The sequence below is a fragment of the Planococcus kocurii genome (genome assembly GCF_001465835.2).
GTDB classification, from domain to species: domain Bacteria; phylum Bacillota; class Bacilli; order Bacillales_A; family Planococcaceae; genus Planococcus; species Planococcus kocurii.
On record NZ_CP013661.2, the window covers coordinates 1,140,415 to 1,159,751 of the forward strand.

At 44.2% G+C, this 19,337-nt stretch carries 24 protein-coding genes; 8 read left to right on the forward strand and 16 right to left on the reverse strand.

All coding sequences use genetic code 11. From position 1 onward, the window contains the following. Positions 1–55 precede the first annotated feature (55 nt). Positions 56–697 carry a hypothetical protein gene (locus AUO94_RS05585; RefSeq protein WP_058386298.1) on the reverse strand — a complete coding sequence of 214 codons (642 nt, stop codon included), beginning with the start codon at positions 695–697 and terminating at the stop codon, positions 56–58. A gap of 114 nt (positions 698–811) precedes the next feature. Between AUO94_RS05585 and AUO94_RS05590 the strand changes: the two genes are divergently transcribed. Then, positions 812–1,372, forward strand: a complete 561-nt coding sequence (locus AUO94_RS05590) for a maltose acetyltransferase domain-containing protein (protein WP_058386299.1) — start codon at positions 812–814, stop codon at positions 1,370–1,372. A 154-nt stretch (positions 1,373–1,526) separates the two neighbouring features. Here AUO94_RS05590 and AUO94_RS05595 read toward each other — a convergent pair whose 3' ends face one another. Then, complete coding sequence (locus AUO94_RS05595; RefSeq protein ID WP_058386300.1) at positions 1,527–2,510, reverse strand: ornithine cyclodeaminase family protein; 984 nt, start codon at positions 2,508–2,510, stop codon at positions 1,527–1,529. Positions 2,511–2,534: 24 nt separating this feature from the next. Continuing rightward, a complete protein-coding gene (locus AUO94_RS05600; RefSeq protein ID WP_058386301.1) occupies positions 2,535–3,848 on the reverse strand; it encodes an MFS transporter in 1,314 nt (437 codons plus the stop codon). A gap of 158 nt (positions 3,849–4,006) precedes the next feature. Here AUO94_RS05600 and AUO94_RS05605 point away from each other — a divergent pair, with 158 nt between their 5' ends. Together AUO94_RS05605 and AUO94_RS05610 are read left to right on the forward strand one after the other, a co-directional pair. After that, positions 4,007–4,525, forward strand: a complete 519-nt coding sequence (locus tag AUO94_RS05605; RefSeq protein ID WP_058386302.1) for a helix-turn-helix domain-containing protein — start codon at positions 4,007–4,009, stop codon at positions 4,523–4,525. A gap of 13 nt (positions 4,526–4,538) precedes the next feature. Continuing rightward, complete coding sequence (locus AUO94_RS05610) at positions 4,539–4,895, forward strand: DUF1801 domain-containing protein (protein ID WP_058386303.1); 357 nt, start codon at positions 4,539–4,541, stop codon at positions 4,893–4,895. A gap of 66 nt (positions 4,896–4,961) precedes the next feature. On the opposite strand, the gene AUO94_RS05615 is transcribed toward AUO94_RS05610, so the two are convergent. From AUO94_RS05615 to AUO94_RS05635, 5 genes are all read right to left on the reverse strand, one after another. Further along, positions 4,962–5,714 carry a class I SAM-dependent methyltransferase gene (locus tag AUO94_RS05615; RefSeq protein WP_058386304.1) on the reverse strand — a complete coding sequence of 251 codons (753 nt, stop codon included), beginning with the start codon at positions 5,712–5,714 and terminating at the stop codon, positions 4,962–4,964. A gap of 18 nt (positions 5,715–5,732) precedes the next feature. After that, on the reverse strand, positions 5,733–6,017 hold the full coding sequence (locus AUO94_RS05620; RefSeq protein WP_058386305.1) for a DUF5316 domain-containing protein: 285 nt from the start codon (positions 6,015–6,017) through the stop codon (positions 5,733–5,735). 300 nt (positions 6,018–6,317) lie between these two features. Beyond that, positions 6,318–7,340: an ABC transporter permease gene (locus tag AUO94_RS05625; RefSeq protein ID WP_058386306.1), complete on the reverse strand. Its 1,023-nt coding sequence runs from the start codon at positions 7,338–7,340 to the stop codon at positions 6,318–6,320. After that, positions 7,337–8,062: an ABC transporter ATP-binding protein gene (locus tag AUO94_RS05630; protein ID WP_058386307.1), complete on the reverse strand. Its 726-nt coding sequence runs from the start codon at positions 8,060–8,062 to the stop codon at positions 7,337–7,339. The genes AUO94_RS05625 and AUO94_RS05630 overlap by 4 nt, the downstream gene beginning before the upstream one ends. Before the next feature lie 82 nt (positions 8,063–8,144). Beyond that, the gene (locus AUO94_RS05635) at positions 8,145–8,699 is read right to left on the reverse strand and encodes a GNAT family N-acetyltransferase (RefSeq protein WP_058386308.1); all 555 of its coding nucleotides are present in this window, start codon (positions 8,697–8,699) and stop codon (positions 8,145–8,147) included. A gap of 173 nt (positions 8,700–8,872) precedes the next feature. Between AUO94_RS05635 and AUO94_RS05640 the strand changes: the two genes are divergently transcribed. From AUO94_RS05640 to AUO94_RS05655, 4 genes are all read left to right on the forward strand, one after another. Beyond that, the gene (locus AUO94_RS05640; protein WP_058386309.1) at positions 8,873–9,112 is read left to right on the forward strand and encodes a hypothetical protein; all 240 of its coding nucleotides are present in this window, start codon (positions 8,873–8,875) and stop codon (positions 9,110–9,112) included. 19 nt (positions 9,113–9,131) lie between these two features. Then, positions 9,132–9,398 carry an SHOCT domain-containing protein gene (locus tag AUO94_RS05645; protein ID WP_237150182.1) on the forward strand — a complete coding sequence of 89 codons (267 nt, stop codon included), beginning with the start codon at positions 9,132–9,134 and terminating at the stop codon, positions 9,396–9,398. A gap of 99 nt (positions 9,399–9,497) precedes the next feature. Beyond that, a complete protein-coding gene (locus AUO94_RS05650; protein WP_058386310.1) occupies positions 9,498–9,824 on the forward strand; it encodes a four-helix bundle copper-binding protein in 327 nt (108 codons plus the stop codon). Positions 9,825–9,931: 107 nt separating this feature from the next. Next, the gene (locus AUO94_RS05655) at positions 9,932–11,410 is read left to right on the forward strand and encodes a phytoene desaturase family protein (protein ID WP_058386311.1); all 1,479 of its coding nucleotides are present in this window, start codon (positions 9,932–9,934) and stop codon (positions 11,408–11,410) included. Between the two features lie 34 nt (positions 11,411–11,444). On the opposite strand, the gene AUO94_RS05660 is transcribed toward AUO94_RS05655, so the two are convergent. Genes AUO94_RS05660 through AUO94_RS05670 form a run of 3 tightly spaced genes read right to left on the reverse strand, consistent with a single transcriptional unit; the run spans position 11,445 to position 14,455 of the window. After that, positions 11,445–12,101 carry a response regulator transcription factor gene (locus AUO94_RS05660; RefSeq protein ID WP_058386964.1) on the reverse strand — a complete coding sequence of 219 codons (657 nt, stop codon included), beginning with the start codon at positions 12,099–12,101 and terminating at the stop codon, positions 11,445–11,447. A gap of 4 nt (positions 12,102–12,105) precedes the next feature. After that, a complete protein-coding gene (locus tag AUO94_RS05665) occupies positions 12,106–13,494 on the reverse strand; it encodes a sensor histidine kinase (RefSeq protein ID WP_058386312.1) in 1,389 nt (462 codons plus the stop codon). Between the two features lie 34 nt (positions 13,495–13,528). Next, complete coding sequence (locus AUO94_RS05670; protein WP_058386313.1) at positions 13,529–14,455, reverse strand: F510_1955 family glycosylhydrolase; 927 nt, start codon at positions 14,453–14,455, stop codon at positions 13,529–13,531. A gap of 133 nt (positions 14,456–14,588) precedes the next feature. On the opposite strand from AUO94_RS05670, the gene AUO94_RS05675 reads away from it, so the two are divergent. Next, positions 14,589–15,194, forward strand: a complete 606-nt coding sequence (locus AUO94_RS05675) for a YdhK family protein (protein WP_058386314.1) — start codon at positions 14,589–14,591, stop codon at positions 15,192–15,194. A gap of 418 nt (positions 15,195–15,612) precedes the next feature. Here the strand turns inward: AUO94_RS05675 and AUO94_RS05680 are convergent, their stop codons facing one another. The 5 genes from AUO94_RS05680 to nagA are packed head-to-tail and all read right to left on the reverse strand — an operon-like array spanning position 15,613 to position 19,295. After that, positions 15,613–16,347, reverse strand: a complete 735-nt coding sequence (locus AUO94_RS05680) for an SIS domain-containing protein (protein WP_058386315.1) — start codon at positions 16,345–16,347, stop codon at positions 15,613–15,615. A 25-nt stretch (positions 16,348–16,372) separates the two neighbouring features. Next, positions 16,373–16,642 carry a phosphocarrier protein HPr gene (locus AUO94_RS05685; protein WP_006828617.1) on the reverse strand — a complete coding sequence of 90 codons (270 nt, stop codon included), beginning with the start codon at positions 16,640–16,642 and terminating at the stop codon, positions 16,373–16,375. An 18-nt stretch (positions 16,643–16,660) separates the two neighbouring features. Next, positions 16,661–17,383, reverse strand: coding sequence for a GntR family transcriptional regulator (locus tag AUO94_RS05690; RefSeq protein ID WP_058386316.1), 723 nt, complete (start codon positions 17,381–17,383; stop codon positions 16,661–16,663). 5 nt (positions 17,384–17,388) lie between these two features. After that, positions 17,389–18,129, reverse strand: coding sequence for a glucosamine-6-phosphate deaminase (gene nagB, locus AUO94_RS05695; protein ID WP_058386317.1), 741 nt, complete (start codon positions 18,127–18,129; stop codon positions 17,389–17,391). Next, positions 18,126–19,295, reverse strand: a complete 1,170-nt coding sequence (gene nagA / locus AUO94_RS05700) for an N-acetylglucosamine-6-phosphate deacetylase (protein ID WP_058386318.1) — start codon at positions 19,293–19,295, stop codon at positions 18,126–18,128. The genes nagB and nagA overlap by 4 nt, the downstream gene beginning before the upstream one ends. Positions 19,296–19,337: the final 42 nt, after the last annotated feature.

Below are 19,337 nucleotides of genomic sequence, written 5' to 3' on the forward strand. Positions count from 1 at the left end.
TGGCTGTCCTAAATTTAATGAATGAAAAAAAGCTACCCCATAGGGCAGCTTTTGGTTAAAAGTTTTTGATTCCGGCGATGATTTGCTTTAACGCATCAATGGATTTGAGCGGATCGGTTTCACAATCCAATCGGTGGTTGATGTCTGGGAGTAATGTCGATTCTAAATTCGGGTTTGTTTTTAACAATTCAAACGCACCGGCTGAGTAGTAGCGATCTTTGTCACCGATGTAGCATTGTGCTGGGTTTTTGCTGTTGACCATCGTGTTTAATACTTGTTCTTGGTTTAATAGCGGCGTCACCCATACTGCTTTGGCATCGCTAAATTCCGGACGCAGCATTTCCGCTCCCATTGCAATGGTGCCTAGTGACTTGCCGACGATGTAAAACGTTTGATAGTTTCTTCCTTTGAGTACTTCTCTTATGACTAAACGCACATCGTGAATAATGGCCTCGCTCAACTCTTCCATGGTAAAGCCATCATACGCATTGCTTGTGTATTGATAGTTCACACGCAATACATCGTAGTATTCATTTAAAAACATTTCTTCTGCAAAGTGAAATAACGGACTTTTCGTTGTATAGCCAGCACCTGGTAAAAAGATGGCTAATTTTTTTGTGTAGTCTTCAGTTAACATCACGGTATAAGGCACTTCAATCCCTTTGTAACCTGTGACTTTGTTGTTGATTGCTTTCATAAATCCCACTCCTGTCTTTCTTTAGTATAAAGAATATTCCATCAGTTTACGAACAATTTTTCAAATTGGCTGTGATACAATCGACTTACTATGATTCTTTCGGGAGGGTACCCCATGACAACTGAAAAAGAAAAAATGCTTGCTGGTGAAATGTACGACCCGCACGATTCTGCATTGCGCCAAAAACGGATGAACGCTCGCCGCCTCAGTCGTATTTTTAACGATACCACTGAAATGGATGGCCAAGATCGCGCCGATTTACTAAAAAAATTATTTGGCTCAACAGGTGATTTGATCCATGTCGAACCCAATTTCCGTTGCGATTACGGCTTTAACATTCATGTCGGCCACAATTTTTATGCTAATTTCGATTGCGTCTTTTTAGATGTTTGCGAAATAAGAATTGGAGACAATTGCATGGTATCGCCTGGTGTTCATATTTACACTGCGACTCATCCGCTCGACGCAGCTGCACGCAATTCCGGAAAAGAATTTGGAAAACCGGTCACGATTGGCAACAATGTTTGGATTGGCGGCCGGGCTGTGATTACGCCAGGAACCACCATTGGCGACAACGCCGTCATTGCAGCGGGTGCTGTAGTCACAAAAGATGTTCCCGCCAACTCACTTGTCGGCGGCAATCCCGCAACAGTTTTCCAGCAAGTTAACGAATAACGTCACGTGTGATGACATGTTTCATTTTTTAACTTTCCATCATTATACAAATAAATTATAAAAAAGCCAGTATTTTTAGTAAGTTTCGATTAACTTTGTCGATTGCTAAAAAAATCCCCCAAGCGACAATTTGTCACTTGGGGGATTTTTTTGTTTACAATTGAACTTCCATACCTGTCCCCATTGCACTGATTTTGTTGTACACACCTTTGGCTACTGCTAAATCAAAATAAGCAGCACCTACACATTTGAAGAATGTAATTTCCGATTGTGACTCACGCCCTGCAACGTCTCCGACTACAACTTGCCCAAGCTCTGCGTGTAGCTGATCAAATGACCACGCCCCGGTTTCGACCGTGTAAATCAATTCGCCTGCTTCGTCTTTAACACCTGGCAAATCGTCAGCAACGATTTTGTCAGCACGCAAGATGGTTGTTTCGTCAACTTCGCGCATGGTTGGCAAATAAGAACCGACACCGTTAATATGGGTTCCGGGTTTTACATCGTCTCCGTTAAACACCGGATCGTTTGAACGAGTCGCACAGCAAATGATGTCTGCTTGCTGAACTGCGGACGACACGTTGGTTTCCACGATGTAGGGAAGATTGATCCCGAATTCGACAAGTCGCTCACCAAAACGGTGTGCTTTTTCTGGTGTGCGGTTTACTAAAATTATTTTTTCGATGGGTCTCACGGCTACTACGCCAAGCACTTGCTCGAACGCCATGCCGCCTGTACCGATTACGGTCAGTACGCGGCTTTCTTGTCGCGCCAGCAGATCCGTCGCAATGCCACTGAGTGCACCTGTGCGCAACCGCGTTAAATACGAAGCCGTCATCATCGCCACATGCTCGCCATTATCGCCGTCTGACAATAAAATAACACCTTGTGTCGTCGGCTTTCCTTGCGCTGGGTTTTCCGGGAATATCGTCACCACTTTCACGCTTGAAACTTTATTGACCATGTCCGCACTTGGCATATACAACGCGGACGCTTGTCGTTCTGGAAATCCAAGAACGGTGCGATGCGGGTTATTGATCTGGCCTCGTTCTTTTGCTTGAAGCATGGCCGTTACGTCACGGATCGCCTCACGCATTCCGTATTGTTGCTGAATCTGCTGTTCGTTGATGATAAGCATGAAGTCCCTCCTAAAAATATGCGCCTAAGCGCGACTTTCCTTTGCTACTAACGCTGCTGCTTTTGCTTGATTTTGTGTACCGCTTAAATCTTTTACTGCCCAAATGGACAACAATGAAATGACTGCTGTTAACATGATGTAAAGTGCCACCGGTACGTATGAGTTATCAAATGTTGCGAGCAAGAAAGTTGCGACTAAAGGCGCTGTTCCTCCTGCTAATGCTGCACCAATTTGGTAACCTAATGTAACGCCTGTATAACGTACTTTCGCATCGAAAATCTCAGAGAACATAGTGCCAAGAACCGCTGTGATTGGCGCCCAAATAACACCGAGCCCGATGATTGTTGCGACAATCAATAAAATAACAGAGCCTTGCTGCAACATCCAGAAATAGGGAAAAGCGAACAAGCCCATCGCTACTGCCCCCGTCACATACATTTTCTTACGTCCAACACGGTCAGATAACGCTCCCATAATCGGGATTAAAATCGTTGTGATAACCGTTGCAATCATAACTGCTGCGAGTGTAGCAGTTCTTGAAAACTCAAGATTTGTGGTTGCGTAAGATACGACGAACGTTCCGAAAATGTAAAAGGGTGCTGTTTCCACAACTTTTGCTCCAATGGCGATCAATACTTCGCGCCAGTGGTATTTCAACGTCTCAACAATCGGCAATTTCGGAATTTCTCCCGATGCTTGAACTGCTTTAAATTCTGGCGTTTCGTCGATTCCTTTACGAATCCACAAGCCAAACACCACAAGAAATGCACTTAAAATGAACGGTACGCGCCAGCCCCAACTCATAAACGCCGCTTCTGGCAATAACGTCATAATATACAAAGCCAACGTTCCCATCATCATTCCGATGGTTACGCCCATTTGCGGGATACTGCCAAAAAATCCGCGCTTTTCAGGTGGTGCATATTCGGTTGCCAGTAATAATGCTCCGCCCCATTCGCCGCCGATGCCAAGTCCTTGAATCAATCGTAATGTGATTAACAAAATTGGTGCTGCCACGCCAATTGCTTGATAGGTTGGCAATAAGCCCATGGCGAATGTCGCAAAGCCCATCATACTTAATGTGATGACCAATGTTTTTTTGCGGCCAATGCGGTCACCAATATGACTAAAGATGATGCCGCCAAATGGACGAATAAAAAATGATAATGCGAACGATGCATATGCGAGCATGAGTCCAACAGTTGGGTCTTCATTGACGAAAAAGATTTGATTGAAAACCAATGCTGCCATCGTGCCGTATAAAAAATAATCAAACCATTCAATCGAACTGCCGACAAGACTTGCGGTTAATACTTTGCGTGTTTGCTTTTTATCCATCTTATTTCCCCCTCGAAATAAATTGAAGTGACACTTTAATTACCCTTTCCAACAGTTTAGTCAGTTAGCAATATTCTGTCAATGCCCTATATAAATTTTATTTTCATTCGATGTACGTTATGATGAGAACAGAACATTTAGTAAAGTGAGGTTTCTACATGTCACATGGAACAATTGGGGTTACCTTAAAAAACCTTCGCAAAGAGCGAAACATGACGTTGAAAGAGCTAGCGGAGCAAACCGCTGTCTCCATTAGTTTCTTGTCGCAAGTCGAGCGTGGAAAATCGAGTGTGACACTGGAATCTTTGCGGAAAATAGCAGATGCTTTAAATGTCGATCCCAGTCTTTTTTTCGCAAATGAAACCGAAAAAACCGGTTGGGCGACGCGTCTTGAAGGATTTCATTACCAAGATTTGTCTCATGGTGTTCAAGCAACGAATTTAGTACCGATGCTCGTGACGATGAAGCCCGCTGAATCAGAAGGCAATCCATTTGCCCATAGCGGCTATGAATTTTTGTTTGTCGTGGAAGGCGTGCTGACCGTCGAAGTGGACGACGCACGCACCGAGTTAACTGAGCATCAATCGATCTTGTTTGATGCGCGCAAAAAGCATTACTGGTTCAACTTAACAGATCAAGATGTACGATTTTTACTAGTATCATCCAAAACGAATTAAGGGGAATCCGTCTATGCATCCAATCAAAGATCCGCAAGTAGATGAATTTATCGACAGACTGGAAAATCCAGAACACGAAATCGTCTCAGAGCTTCGCACATTGGTGTTCGAAGCCTACCCAGAAATGGACGAAGGCTTTAAATGGTCTAATCCCAGTTACGCGAAAGAAGGCCTCGTCTGCTATATGCAAACTGCCAAAGGCCACGTTAATTTCGGATTTTACCGCGGTGCCGAGCTTCGTGACGAATCCAATCTATTGCAAGGTGACGGCAATAAAATGCGCCATGTGCGACTAAACCGAACCGATGACATTCGAGCTGATGAGTTGAAGCTGCTGATTTGGGACGCAGTAGAGTTAAATAGGAGATGACAAAAGCGCAAAAATCATTGGGCTTAACCATTAAAAAACCGAGACAGAACTTCTGCCTCGGTTTTCTTATTTCGTCGCTTCAAAAGTGATGATAGCGTCTGCATTTTTTGGGTAGTTGCCAAACTGATAGTCTGTTGTAATTGTAACGTCAGTAAAACCAATCGCTTCGAGAATCGCTGTGAATTCTTCAACCCCGTACCAACGCATAGGATAGCGTTCGAGCTCCGTCTCAACCAACCGTCCCTCATGCCAGCGTTCATAGCGTCCTTGCGAGACGAAATGTTGTTGAATCCAGTCTACTTCGACCTTCTTACTTTCTACTGTCAACGTGTCGCCATTAGTAGCTTGCCACTTACGTGTGGAAGTTTTCTCGAGTTCAATGCCCGATGGCACATGTAGATCGACAATCAACCTGCCCCCTGTTTCTAAATGGCTGTAAAAATTCTGCAAAGCTTGCAGCGATTTTTCACGTTCATAGAGCAATAAGAACGTCCCTGTCGGTATAACAATTGCCGCATATTTTGCATCAATTGAAAACGACTCCATTTTTGCATTGAACAACTCCGGCGATAATCCACGTTCTTTGCAATTGGCACGACACACTTGCAGCATTTCTTCAGACACGTCAAAACCATCAACCTGAAATCCATTTTCCAACAACGGCACAAGCATGCGTCCTGTACCAACTGCCGGTTCTAGTATGCGGCCTTTACATGAAGCGAGCCGCTCTAAGTAATACTCAATGTCTCCAAACGAACTGCCGATTGGCTTATCGAGATCGTAAACTTCCGCTGACAAACTGCTGTAATACCCTAACACCGCTTCACCCCATCTGCATTATGAAATCATGATTAAGTTCACGATAACTGCAACCATATTCGGCACAGCAATCATAACTGCATTTTTCATTTTCGTTACGCGCTGTTGTTTTTCTCGACGTTTTTCAGAACTTGTTGTTCTTGTTGATTTATTTTTGCCAGCTCCTAGCGCCAAGACGCCCCAAATCAACGCAATGCCGGCAGCGATGCCGCTAATAATCGAAACTAGTGACCAATCCATCGTTGCATAAGCAACCAGCACGCCAACCAAGGCAATGACTGTTCCAATTAAAAAGTATTTCATTATGTTCTCTCCTTCAGATGCTGTGTTTGACTTACACTCACCTACACATTGATTTTATCAAATGTCACACGATAGAGGTAGTCGGAGCGCGGAAAATTTGTTTTCAGTCTGTGAGTTTGCTGGCGCATGAGTTGCGACATGCGCGTTCTGATTCTTTACACGTACTTTTGAACCTGCTAGACGTATTTTTCTACTTTCTACACGCATCACGATTTCTACATGAACTTTTGTGCTTGTTACATGAGCCAGCTGTTTCTACACAAAAGTTCTGTCCACGAAAACAGACAGCTCTTGTTGATTTTATAATTTTCGGTAACGCTTTAAAGCAAAAATGTTCAGGAAGATGAAAACTACCGCAAAGACAGCGAGCGCCAGCAGGTTACTAGCCACATCAGCCAATCCTTCACCTCTGTACATAATGGCTTTTAACGCATCAGCCGCGTAATACAAAGGCATGATGCGACTGAGATTTTGCAGCCAATCAGCCATTCCTTCCAGTGGAATAATACCCGCAAAGAAGATTTGTGGAATGACGACAATCGGAATAAACTGAACCATTTGAAATTCCGACGACGCGAAAGTCGACAGCAAAATGCCGAGCGTCAGCGCCACTAAAGCGAGTAGCAAGTTGACAACAATCACGTGCCACACCTGACCGACCATGACCATATCCAATACTTGTATAGAGTAAAACACCACAATGATCGTCTGGATTACAGCAAAAATACCAAAGCCCGTTAAGTACGCCAGAACAATTTCCCAGCGGCGAATCGGTGTCGCCAGTAACCGTTCCAAAGTTCCCGATACTCGTTCTTTCAACAAACCGATGCCAGAAATCAAAAAGACGAAAAAGAAAACGAAAAAGCCAACAAGTAGTGGACCCAGTACATCAAAAAACGCCGTTTCCGCGTCTCCGTAAATATATTCTGTGGCAATACGAGTAGGAGCACTGTTTCCAGCTTGCATCGATGCCACTTGCGTAATCCGCATTAGCAGTATCCGAGACGTAGTTGGATCATTATTTTCTAGAACCACCTGAAAATGGCCTTCTGTTATTTTTAGCAGTCCAGCTAATTCATCGGTAATAATGGTTTGATTGTCAGCAGTGTCGTAAGAAATCGCCTCAATCGACACCTCTTCCATTGCTGCAATCAAAGATTCATTTCCTCCGACAACAGCAAGTTTCGGATTTTGAGAGTCTCCGTTAAAGAAAAAATACATCAAGGTCAGAACAAGTAGAGGCGCAAAAAATAACAACGCCATTGTTCTTTTGTCACGTAGCAGCTGCAACATAATCCGTTTGATCAATGCCAAAGTTCTCATCGTGCAGCCCTCCCTGCTTGCAAAAAGACCTCTTCTAAATTTGCCGCACCATAAGCCTCTTTCAATTCGCCCGGTGTTCCACTGACCAGAATTCCGCCTTCACGAACCATCGCAATACGGTCGCATTTTTCTGCTTCGTCCATGACATGCGTCGTTACGATAATGGTCTTGCCTTGCTCGCTTTTCAATAACATCAATTCGCGCCAAATCGATAAGCGAAGTTCCGGATCGATGCCGACGGTTGGCTCATCTAAAATCAAAATTTGCGGATCGTGAACTAAGGCAATTGCCAAAGACAATCGCCGCTTCATGCCACCTGAATAAGCTGACACCTTCTTACTCAATTCGTCAGTCAGTTGAACTAAATCTGCTGCATAAGCAATTCGTTCTTTCAATACTGCTTTTTTCATGGTGTACAGCGAAGCGAAAAAAGCCAAATTTTCTTTGCCCGTCAATTCTGGATATAAGGCATCCGATTGTGCCATATAACCAATGTTCTCAAGCAAGGTCAAATTGGGTATCTGTTTTCCGAGTACTTCTACTGTTCCACTGCTAGCCGATTCGATCCCAACAATCAGCTTGACCAAAGTCGTTTTACCTGACCCGGATGGTCCAATCAAACCAAAAATTTCACCACGTGCAACTGTTAAATCTACGTTTTTTAATACCGTCGTCTTCTTGTATATTTTGCTGAGCTTACTGATGGAGATACTCGTGTCCATGGACATTTCCTCCAATCGATTAAAAGCTTCGTGTTACTTTGTATTGTACGCTCATTTCATAAAAAACAAAGTAGCATTTCTGCTACTTTGTTGAAGTTCCGTTATGCGCGTCTGAAAGCATGCCATATACGACGTGGTCGACATAATGATCGTATAACCATTCGGCTTGGCGAATGGTACCTTCTTGTGTATAGCCCAGTCGTTCCGGAATACTGCGGCTCTTATGGTTTTCAGCAGCTACGCGAATTTCGACTTTGTTGAGCTTGAGTTCGGTCAGTGCATAGTCAGTTAATGCTTTAGCGACACGCGTCATGATGCCGTTGCCTTGATATTCTTGTCCGAGCCAGTAGCCAATATAAGCGGTTTTATTGGCATGATTGATGTTGTTGAAGCCGCCAATACCGACAATTTCCCCTTTGTAAATAATGACTGCCCCCAGACTTTTTCCTTCAACAAAATTACGGCTGCCGGATTTAATAAAGTCTTTCGTGTCTTGCAACTCGGTTGTAAAATCGAGCCAAGGTAGCCATTCTCTTAAATAATCTCTTGATGCATCAGTCAATGCAAAAATCCGTTCTGCATCACGTAGTTCTTGAAGCTTCAGTGATAGTTCTTCATCGATTTTGTGGACAAACATGGAAATCCCTCCTTTTTCTCTATCGTCATATCGTAACATAATTATCAGAATTTTCCATCCAAAATATTTTACTTTAGTGATTTTTCAAATGCGCTAATACTTGCTGGCCGAAACGTGTAAAATGGACATTATACTAAATGCGTAGATTGATTTCGAGGAGGAGCGTGAAAAGCATGGAAGCTGATGTGAATTCCGTAAATCTCGTAATTCCGCTATACCTGTGGATGCTGCTATTCTTAGTGTTTTTGGTGATGGCGTTTATTGGGCTAATTGTTTACACGAGCCGTAAAATTCTGCCTCCGCACGGTAAACAAGTAAAATTTCTGGAACAACAGTATGAAAATGGAGACATGAATGAAGAAGAATTTCAGCACCGCATCAAGCAGTTGAAAAACCGCTCGACTAAACGCTAGAAAGCTTACTATGGAAGGGATGTTGAAGACAATGGGAGAATTTTTCACAGCTGGTAATCCAGTACTTGGTATTAGCATTGCTGTTGGATTTGTAGTTTTGTTAACTGCAATTGGAACAGCGCTTTGGTTTGCGCTAATCAAAGCACGCACAAAAGCAGCTAGTACCGAACCAAATGAAACAACTAAAGCAGCCGACTTGTTGCGACAGAGCTATGTTAACGGTGACATAACGAAAGAGCAATACGATGAGCAATTGCGGAACTTGCAAAATCCAACCAAGAACTGAATGTGCAGTTTTTGTGGAATTTCTCTCTTTCTGTTTAATTGACAATTAAAAGGGAAAGTGAGTAAGAGAAACAACAAACTGAAACTGGAGGTTTTATTGATGGCACATGAACAACATGCAGAACTGATCCAGACCTTGCACGATTGCGCAGCGGCATGCAACCATTGTTTTGATGCGTGCTTACAAGAAGATGACGTAAAAATGATGGCGGGATGTATTCGTCTAGACCGAGAATGTGCGGATATGTGTGCATATCTAGAGCATGCGATTACTCGCAATTCGCCATTTGTGGCAGAACTTGCACAAGCGTGCGCAGCAATTTGTGAAGCATGCGCAGCAGAATGTTCAAAACACGAACATGATCACTGCCAGAAATGTGCAGAAGCGTGTGCAAAATGCGCAGAAGCCTGTAAAAATGTAGCCTAATTTCTTCATTTAAAGCCCGGTGGCTAGTATGATTTCTAGCCACTGGGCTTTTGTGTTGGCAGGAATGATTATCTTTCGCCATAATGAAGAAAAAGGAGTGGATCTGGATGGCACGAACGGTATTAGTAGTAGGAGCTGGTATTGGCGGATTAACGGCTGGTTCGTTACTCGCAAAAGCAGGTTGGCCGGTAACGCTGTTGGAAGCTTCTTCTGAACTTGGCGGCTGCGCTAGCAAATTCAAACGCAATCACTATTTATTCCCTGTCGGTGCAACGCTCGGCATGGGGCTTGAATCCGGTGGTATCCACGACCGTGTTTTTCGCTACCTCGGCAAACCGCTGACGATTGAGCCGCTGGAACGTGTGATGGAAATGGTCCATCCCGAAGCGACTTTTGTTTTTCATAAAGATCGCTTGCGCCACGTCGGTGAAGTCGCAGCGCACTTCCCTCAACATAGCGACCAAATCCACGCATTCTACAAAGAAATTTTTCATACTGCGACCATCGTTCGTACCTTGATGGACCCGCTCCCAGTGTTGCCTCCCACAACAGTTAAAGAATGGGCGTTTTTGACAACATCTATGCGTCCAAAACACCTGAAGCTATTGCCTTTTTTCAATCAAACCTTGGATCAGCGGCTAAAAAAACATGGACTTGCTGACTTAAAAGAATTTCGCCAAATGCTTGATGGGTTGTTAATTGATAGCATGCAAACCGGTAGTGAAAATGTGGCGTATTTATTGGCTGCGGTGGCACTCGATATTTATCACGAAGGTGCATACTACGTTCCTGGTGGCTTGTATCGTTTTGCTGAATTAATGGGCGACAGCCTGAAAGACAACGGCGGTGTACTCAAAAAACGCCGTACCCTTGAAAAGTTGGAACGACAAGGCGAACAATGGATTGCGACTGATCATCGTGGCAATGTCTACGAAGCAACCGACGTTATCCTCAATGTGCCGATTCAGCAATTGCCCCAAATTTTGGCACCCGAGTTGGTAGCAAAATTGAAATTTCCGCTACGCGATGGCATTGCGGGTGAAACGTGGACGACGATGACGCTGTATTTAGCAATCGATTCGACAAAACTTCAAGAGGCCTTACCACGGTTCCGTCAAATTTCTACGGGGGATGGGCTTGACGCAGGTGGTCATTTTTTCATGTCTTCTTCTGTTCCCGGTGACGAATTACGTGCGCCCGAAGGCTTTCAGACCGTGACGATTTCTACACATTCGCGCATTGAGGACTGGAACACACAAGAAAAATACGAGTCGAGTCGAACGGTTTTGACAGAGCGTATGCTGCAAGCCATTGAGAAGCTTATTCCAGAATTCCGCGCTTCTATTGTTCATATGGAAAGTGGTGCACCAAAAGCCTGGGAACGGTTTGCAGGTCGGACCAATGGGTTAGTCGGGGGATTTCCTCAAACTTTGGATGCAGCTTTGTTTCATTCGATTTCGCATCGTTCTGGATTGCCGAATCTGTATGTCTGCGGCGATCACATTTTTCCAGGCGGTGGAACAATCGGCGCAGCGGCTAGCGGCATTCACGCTGCACGCTCGGTTTCTGGCAAACGCTTGCTATAAAAAAAATGCCTGCAGAAAACTCTGCAGGCATTTTCTAATTGATCCATTTATAACCGATTCCCCACACCGTCTGGAAGTGTTCGTCCACAGGAAAGCCAGCTTGGCGCACTTTTTCACGGACGTTGCGAACATGTGAATCGACCGTCCGTCCTTCTGTTTCTGAGTCGAAGCCCCAAACCAATTCCAAAAGACGGTCACGTTCGAATACTTTGTTTGGATTTTTCATTAACAGTCCCAGCATTGAAAACTCTTTCGGCGTCAGACGGATCAGTTGGTGATTATAGCTCAACTCGAAACGATCTTCTTCCCATACCAATCCTTTTAACTCGATTCGTTTTGCAGGAATCGTTCGGCGCAGTAAAGCTTCCATACGTGCTAGCAATTCTTCTTCACCGAAAGGTTTGGTCATGTAATCGTCCGCACCAAGGCGCAGTCCTTTCACAATATCTTCTTGTTGTTCGCGCGCTGTCAGCATAATGATTGGTACATTAGAAAATCCACGAATATTTCGACAGACTTCAAAGCCATCCATATCAGGCATCATGATGTCTAACAGTACCAAATCGAACACCTCGCTTTCCAGTAAATCCAGCGCCTGCTTGCCGCTATCCGCTTTTGAGCAAATATAATCATGTGGCTTCAAGTAAAGCGCCACTAAATCAAGCATCCGTTTTTCATCGTCTATTAACAATACTTTATGAATGGTCCACACCCCTTTTCAATTGGACAGTAACAGCTGTACCTTCTCCAAATTGACTGTCCATCCAAATTTGTCCACCATGCGATTCCACAATTTCTTTGGCAATTGCTAGTCCAAGTCCCGATCCGCCACGTTCACGCGATCTCGATTTTTCCACACGGTATAACCGATCAAAAACAAACGGCAATTCTTCTTCAGGTATTCCCTGACCTTCATCGGTAATGCAAATGGTGATATTCCCTGCTTCTTGCCTGCATTCTATTGTCACGCGTCCTCCGGCGAAAGAATGTTTGCGAGCATTGTCTAAAATGTTCAACAGTACTTGTTGAATGCGTTCCGGATCAATTGATGCCGGAACATCTTCCTCGCAGTTGACTGACAGTTCGATTTCTTGGTCATCAAATGCAGGCTTGACCAACACTGCGACCGAGGTCAATAATTCCACAATGGAAACGTCTTGTTTTTGAATCGTGAATTGATTGCGGTCGAGCTTCGCCAGTTCAAACAAATTTCCGACCAACACGGTCAAATGAGCGGCTTCTTCACGGATGATGCCCATGTATTCCTCACGTTCACGTTCTGTCGTATCTGACCGGTCCAGAATATCAGCATAGCCTTTAATATAAGTCAGTGGCGTTCGCAGTTCATGTGAAATACTCGATAGGAATTCATTGCGAGCATTTTTCAATCGATCAAGATCGGTCGATAATTTGGTGATGGCATTTGCTAATTCGCCAAGCTCATCGTTTCGATCACTCGTCAAATTCACTTGATTGTCTCCTTGACTCAATTGCTCAGTCGCTTCTTTCATGCGGATTAGCGGCAGTGTAATGATCCGCGACAACAGCAAAATCGTAACGATCGTTAAGACAACCGTAATAATCCCGACTAATAAAAATTGGTTTTTCAAATGATCGACAATGCGCTTGATATCTTTAGTAGGTGCGAACATAAAGACATGACCCGCATGCTCGTCGTGAATCGTAATTGGACTGTCTGTTGCGATATAGCGCTTTTTTTGCCAATCTTTTTCAACTATTTTACTATAAATTGGCATTTCCGCAAAATCAGTATGTTTTAATACTGTCAGCATCTCTGGTTCTAGGTCATCCGAATTGACTAAAATTTCGCCCGTTTCGTCAGTAATGACCGCAATAAAGTCAGTTGCTGCTTCCATCATGCCTACGTGTTCTAGCGTCATTTCTTCAAAACTGTCTTCTAATACTTCACTATGTGTGTCACCACGCGCTAATAGATTTTCCATCACTTCTTCAACGCGTTCATCAACTAACGTAAAATACAGCGTTGAAAACAAAAATGCTTCAATAATTAAAATAAAAACAAAAAACAATAACCCGATTTTCAACGATAATTTATTGAACATAGCAACCTCCATCGTTATGAAGCATCTCTCTTCATTACTCCACTTGTCCAGCTTTCAGAATTTGCTGCCACTTATCATTTTCAAAAACAAAGGCGTGGCCAGCTGCTGTATAAATGACCCGTTCTTTTGCGTCAGACGGATTTTGCGCGATGTACAAAACTCCGTCTTCTGGCAGGTCAGGCAATTCGAGCATCTGCTGCTCACCATTTCCCCAAGTATACTGGATGAGCTCTGCTTGTGTACTGAAAGTTGCAAAATACAAAGTGTCTTCACTGAAAAACACAGCAGTTCCGGTGAGGCCCTCTTCTGTCAACAATGTGAAGGTGTCCCCGCCATCTTCCGATAAGAAAATTCCTGCCGTCGTCGCTGCAGCAATCAATTGAGAATCGCTTGGGTGCATGGCAAAAGAAGAAATGTCCCCTTGTAACCCAGATCCATCGACTTGGCTCCAATCTTTTCCTTTATCTTCGCTGCGGAAATACCCAGGTCCCATCATTGAATTTTGCTGTGGATTCATCACAAACATGTGATGACTTTGGTAACCAACTGCCATGCCATGAAAATCGGTTTCACCTTCAAAACCCATATGATTTAACGAGCGACCGCCGTCATCGCTGCGCTGGATGCCCATCGGATTTTGCATCATTGAATCGGATCCTGGGTGTCCTGATGTATAAAAGCCATCATCCACCGCATTAAATCCCATGTAATCATGCGTATTATCACTCGTCTCAAACCACTCCCCATCACGGTAAATTTTCAAGCCTTCGTGTGATGCAAAATACAAGCCGTCTTCATTTTCAATATAATTCATCCCATGAACATGATCCATCTGGCCGTCGAATGCTACTTCAAATTCCTCCGTATTTTTGTCGACTTTGGCAGTAGACGTCTCCGTTTCTCCACAACCCGCAAGCAACAAACTTGTCAGTAAAAAAAGCCATACCCCATTTTTATTCATTACACTCAACCTTTCATCACTTGATTTTTTTTATTATAGAGGAAAAGTTTTGAGTTTCGGTGCAGATTCTGCACAGTATTTGCATAATTTCTGGGTAAAGTAAAATCATTCATATAATGAAAGAGGGATTTAGATGATGAAAAACAAGTTTTTGTTAGTAACCATGTCAACTTTAACGGCCATTACGTTAGCAGCTTGTGGTGATACAGAAGAAACTGAAATGAATCCAGCCAACCCTGATAATCAAAACGAGATGAATGAAGAAATGGATAAAGATACAGAAGAAGATATGGGTCATGGCGACATGAGTCATTCGAGTTCTGGCGAAGTGCCCGAAGGACTGATGGAATCTGCCAATCCCACATTCGAAGTTGGCAGCCAAGCTAGCATAAGTGCTGACCACATGGCGGGGATGGATGGTGCTGAGGCGACCATCGTCGGCGCTTACGACACGACGGTTTATGCGTTGAGCTTTACACCTACTACTGGTGGTGAGCCTATTGAAAATCACAAATGGGTCATTCACGAAGAGTTAAAAGATGCGGGCGACACGCCACTAGCAGCGGGTGACAAAGCTGTTATTGCCGCGGATCACATGGAAGGCATGGATGGTGCCGAAGCGACAATCGACTCTGCCGAAGAAACCACCGTTTACATGGTCGACTTTACGACTACCGACAGTGGCGAGGAAGTGACCAATCATAAATGGGTAACCCAAAGCGAATTATCCGCTAAATAAATCAAAAATCCCCTGCTTTTTGCGTAGGGGATTTTTTAATGCGTTTGGTTGTGCGCTGACGTTTGGTTACGCTCGTTCAACGCGAAATATGCACGTTCCACAACACTTACACACGTTCAACGCGAAATATGCACGTTCCACAACACTTACGCACGCTCAACGCGAAATATGCACGTTCCACAACACTTACGCACGCTCAGCGCGAAATATGCACGTTCCACAACACTTACGCGCGCTCAACGCGAAATATGCACGTTCCACAACACTTATGCTCGCTCAGCGCGAAATATGCACGTTCCACACCGCTTACGCACGCTCAGCGCGAAATATGCACGTTCCACAACACTTACGCACGTTCAAAAAAAGCACCATTACACAAAAAAGCACGGCAGGAAAATCCTGCCGTGCGCTCAGACCGTCAGGACAGCAGCGAAATACGCTCACTATACATCTCGATCAATTTGCTATTATGCTCGTCTGCTCCGTCGATATTGCCACTTAAGAAGATTGGTGGGGCAAAGCCTGCGTCCGCCATTTCTTTAATGGCTTCGGCGAAAATGGCATTCAGGATAGTTGCTCCGACGACAGTGGACGTAGGGCCAAATGGAATTTCAACGCCTTCGTACGCTAAGACCGCATCACCCAAAACCGAATGATTATCAATCACCAGATCCACCGTATTAAACAGGTGTTTGCCTGTCTCGTGCCGTGAAGACTGGCTTCTGGAATATTCGAGTGAAGTGAGGCCGACAACAAACGCGCCTTTTTCTCGAGCAGCTAATGCTACGTCTATTGGCACAGGGTTACGCCCTGAAGTCGAAATAACAAAGACGATGTCACCTGGACGAAAGTCCTGATCTTGCAAGAAGCTTGCTGCGTAATCATGTTGACGTTCCAGTAGGGAAGATTGAACCGCCCCTTCGTGAAGCATGAGCGGCTCGACGAAAATCGGTTTGATTGGCACGAGTCCTCCTGCACGATAGAACACTTCTTCCGTTAAAACATGCGAATGACCGCAACCGAACAAATGAATGATGCCCCCAGCTTGAATCGCGCTCGCTACTTTTTTGGCAGCCGCTAGCATTGCTGGTTTTTCATTTTTTTCCACAGTCTCGAGACGTTCTTGTACTTGCTTGAAATAACGAGTCAACATAGTAATTTACCTCCAGCACACTTACTTATGCTTCTCCTAGTCCTTCAGCCACAATCAATTCGTCAACTTTAGCCATTAGTGATTCTTCATCGCTGCCGTCAGCCGTAATTTTGACCGTGTTGCCTTTTGAAACACCTAGTGACATAACACCCATAATTGATTTCAAATTGACTTCTCTTTCTTTATAAAGCATTTTTACGTCTGCAGAAAATGGCGATACTGCGCCGACTAATTTGGATGCTGGACGAGCGTGAAGTCCCTCGTCGCTAGTAATGGTGTACGTTTTTTCAATCATGTTCATTTCTCCTTTTGATTATCTTTGAATGTCTGTTGTAAATTTATAACGATCTGCACGATATGTACTACGAACCACTTCGAATGGAACATCACCAGCTAAATAACTGATGCGTTCAATCATTAAAATAGCTGCAGGTGATTTGATTTGCAACAGCTCAGCATCTTCTTTTTTCACCAGTCCCGCTTCCATTCGTTGGGTAGCATGACTAATTTTCAGGTGCTGGTTATTTTCAATCATCGCATACAGTGACCCTTGCAGCAAATCTGGCTGCAGTCCAGGAAATCGGTCGACTGGCAAATACGTTCGTTCGATTGCCATCGTTTTGTCATCGGCAAAGCGAATACGTTCAATAAAATATACTTGATCGTCAGCAGCCAATCGCAAGTCAGCCGCTATATCGATATCCGGGACCAATATTTCAAACCTAATTATTTTATTGCTCGGTACCATGCCACGCGCCTTCATATCTTCCGTAAAGCTCGTCAAACCATTTAATGGCTGCTCCACTTTCGGAGAAGCCACAAATGTGCCACGTCCTTTTTCTCGGTACAACAAACCGTCATTGACTAAATTTGTGATAGATTGACGTACCGTCATCCGGCTGACGCCGAAACGCTCGGTCAGTTCTCGTTCAGAGGGAATTGCTGTGCCGATAGGAAAGTCGCCTTGCTGAATTTGTTGCTTCAACTGTTCTTCTATCTGACTGTAAATCGGAATCGGCGATTGTTTGTCCAGCACAGCGATCACTCCTCTTTTGCCGTCACTAAGCTATAAGCATCTTTGTCTACAATCAGTGTGACGTGATTGTGTTCCCATAAAAATGAAGCCGGAAAATCGGTGCTGATGCGGCCTTCTAAAAATCGTTTTACTGCCTGTGCTTTGTTTTTACCAGAAGCCAGAACGACAATTTGTTCACTTTTTAAAATAGATTGGATGCCCATCGTAATGGCATGAGTTGGTACTTCGTCACGATCACTGAAAAATCGTGCATTGCTATTGCGTGTTGATGCCTCAAGTTGAACACAATGAGTCACACTCGTTTCAGGTGTACCGGGTTCATTAAAGCCGATATGACCGTTCATTCCCATGCCGAGAATTTGTAAATCGGGTGGTCCGATTTTGTCGATTAACTCCTCATAACGTTGGCATTCCGCTTCTACTGGAACCGCTTTGCCATTTGGAACATAGGTGTTTTCAAACATAATATCGATATTTTGAAATAATTTTTCATTCATAAAATAGCGGTAACTATTCGGGTGGTCTCCTGACAATCCACGGTACTCGTCCAAATTGACGGTCCGGATATGCTTGTAAGAAATGTTCCGTTCTTTGACCCCTTGAATCAATTTTTCATAAAGACCAAGTGGAGTCGAGCCTGTTGCAAGCCCCAGCACCGAATGGTCATCTCTTTGGATTTGTTGTTCGACTAATTGTGCCGCCTTGCTGCTCATCTCTTCGTAGTTTTCGACGCAGATCAGTTTCATTTTTGACACTCCTTCTGGTAAGCGATAGTTCCTTTGCAAATGGTCATTTGGACCGTGAAGCTGTTGTCTAGTATCGCTATATCGGCGTCCAGATCAACTTGTATTTTGCCTTTATTCGAAAGCTTGAGATCTTTTGCTGCGTTGGCTGAAGTCATTGCCACCAGCTCGTTTAAGCTACAGCCTGTGAGTGACTGGACATTTTGAACAGCTTTTTCCATCGTCAGAATGCTGCCGGCCAACGTCCCATCGGCAAGCCGTGCATCTTTGTCAGTAACTTGTACATCTTGTCCACCCAAGTCATAAACACCCGGTGGTAGACCTTTGGCGCGCATGGCATCGGTGATAAGGATCAGTCGTTTTGCTCCTTTTTGGCGGAAAGCTAGTTCAACAGAAGAGGCATGACTGTGAATAAAATCAGCAATTACTTCTACGGTTAAGCTTTCTTCTACTAACGCCGCACCGACTACCCCTGGATTGCGGTGATGAAATGGACTCATTTGGTTGTACAGATGCGTCACGTGACTGGCACCTGAACGAACCGCTGCTTGCACTTCCTCAAATGTAGCATCTGAATGGCCAATCGATGCAATGATGCCCTCATCCGTCAAACTTTTAATCACAGCCAATCCATTTGTCGTTTCTGGAGCAATTGTCAGCAAACGAATTTGGTTGCCGCTAAGTTTTTGCCAGTTTTGGAATTGTGTTAAAGACGGCTCGATAATATGTTCAATTGGCTGTGCTCCGGCTCGTTTATCGGAAATGAACGGTCCTTCTAAATGGACACCCAGCATTTCGGCTTGTCCATCCTGTGCTTGAAACTTCTCGATGTTTTGCAAAGCCGCTGAAATTGCGCTGTCTGTTTGAGTCATCGTCGTTGCCAGAAAACTCGTTGTGCCTTCTTTTGGCAATGCCCCGGCTAATCCTGCTAACGCTTCCGGTGTTGCATCCATCGTATCGTGTCCTGCAGCTCCGTGAATATGAATGTCAATAAATCCAGGAAACGCTGTCCAATTTTTGCCGATTGCGTCTACATAGCTATCTGCTTGGGCATCGATTTTTTCAGCAACTCGACTTATTTTTCCGTCTTCAATGAGGATATCCCCAACGAAGCTTTGGTTAATAGCATCTGCAATGGTAATGCCTGAAATTAATATACTGTTCTTCATGTAGACCACTCCTTGCGAAAAACCAGGAAAATCGCGGTGGAT

Coding starts and splice junctions, on each gene's coding strand:
- AUO94_RS05610 (WP_058386303.1), top strand. CDS start 4,539: ATGCATCCAATCAAAGATCCGCAAGTAGATGAATTTATCGACAGACTG.
- AUO94_RS05625 (WP_058386306.1), bottom strand. CDS start 7,340: ATGAGAACTTTGGCATTGATCAAACGGATTATGTTGCAGCTGCTACGT.
- AUO94_RS05585 (WP_058386298.1), bottom strand. CDS start 697: ATGAAAGCAATCAACAACAAAGTCACAGGTTACAAAGGGATTGAAGTG.
- AUO94_RS05635 (WP_058386308.1), bottom strand. CDS start 8,699: ATGTTTGTCCACAAAATCGATGAAGAACTATCACTGAAGCTTCAAGAA.
- AUO94_RS05685 (WP_006828617.1), bottom strand. CDS start 16,642: ATGATTGAAAAAACGTACACCATTACTAGCGACGAGGGACTTCACGCT.
- AUO94_RS05665 (WP_058386312.1), bottom strand. CDS start 13,494: ATGTTCAATAAATTATCGTTGAAAATCGGGTTATTGTTTTTTGTTTTT.
- AUO94_RS05605 (WP_058386302.1), top strand. CDS start 4,007: ATGTCACATGGAACAATTGGGGTTACCTTAAAAAACCTTCGCAAAGAG.
- AUO94_RS05675 (WP_058386314.1), top strand. CDS start 14,589: ATGATGAAAAACAAGTTTTTGTTAGTAACCATGTCAACTTTAACGGCC.
- nagB (WP_058386317.1), bottom strand. CDS start 18,129: ATGAAACTGATCTGCGTCGAAAACTACGAAGAGATGAGCAGCAAGGCG.
- AUO94_RS05630 (WP_058386307.1), bottom strand. CDS start 8,062: ATGGACACGAGTATCTCCATCAGTAAGCTCAGCAAAATATACAAGAAG.
- AUO94_RS05645 (WP_237150182.1), top strand. CDS start 9,132: ATGTTGAAGACAATGGGAGAATTTTTCACAGCTGGTAATCCAGTACTT.
- AUO94_RS05595 (WP_058386300.1), bottom strand. CDS start 2,510: ATGCTTATCATCAACGAACAGCAGATTCAGCAACAATACGGAATGCGT.
- AUO94_RS05650 (WP_058386310.1), top strand. CDS start 9,498: ATGGCACATGAACAACATGCAGAACTGATCCAGACCTTGCACGATTGC.
- AUO94_RS05620 (WP_058386305.1), bottom strand. CDS start 6,017: ATGAAATACTTTTTAATTGGAACAGTCATTGCCTTGGTTGGCGTGCTG.
- AUO94_RS05680 (WP_058386315.1), bottom strand. CDS start 16,347: ATGTTGACTCGTTATTTCAAGCAAGTACAAGAACGTCTCGAGACTGTG.
- nagA (WP_058386318.1), bottom strand. CDS start 19,295: ATGAAGAACAGTATATTAATTTCAGGCATTACCATTGCAGATGCTATT.
- AUO94_RS05590 (WP_058386299.1), top strand. CDS start 812: ATGACAACTGAAAAAGAAAAAATGCTTGCTGGTGAAATGTACGACCCG.
- AUO94_RS05670 (WP_058386313.1), bottom strand. CDS start 14,455: ATGAATAAAAATGGGGTATGGCTTTTTTTACTGACAAGTTTGTTGCTT.
- AUO94_RS05640 (WP_058386309.1), top strand. CDS start 8,873: ATGGAAGCTGATGTGAATTCCGTAAATCTCGTAATTCCGCTATACCTG.
- AUO94_RS05655 (WP_058386311.1), top strand. CDS start 9,932: ATGGCACGAACGGTATTAGTAGTAGGAGCTGGTATTGGCGGATTAACG.
- AUO94_RS05600 (WP_058386301.1), bottom strand. CDS start 3,848: ATGGATAAAAAGCAAACACGCAAAGTATTAACCGCAAGTCTTGTCGGC.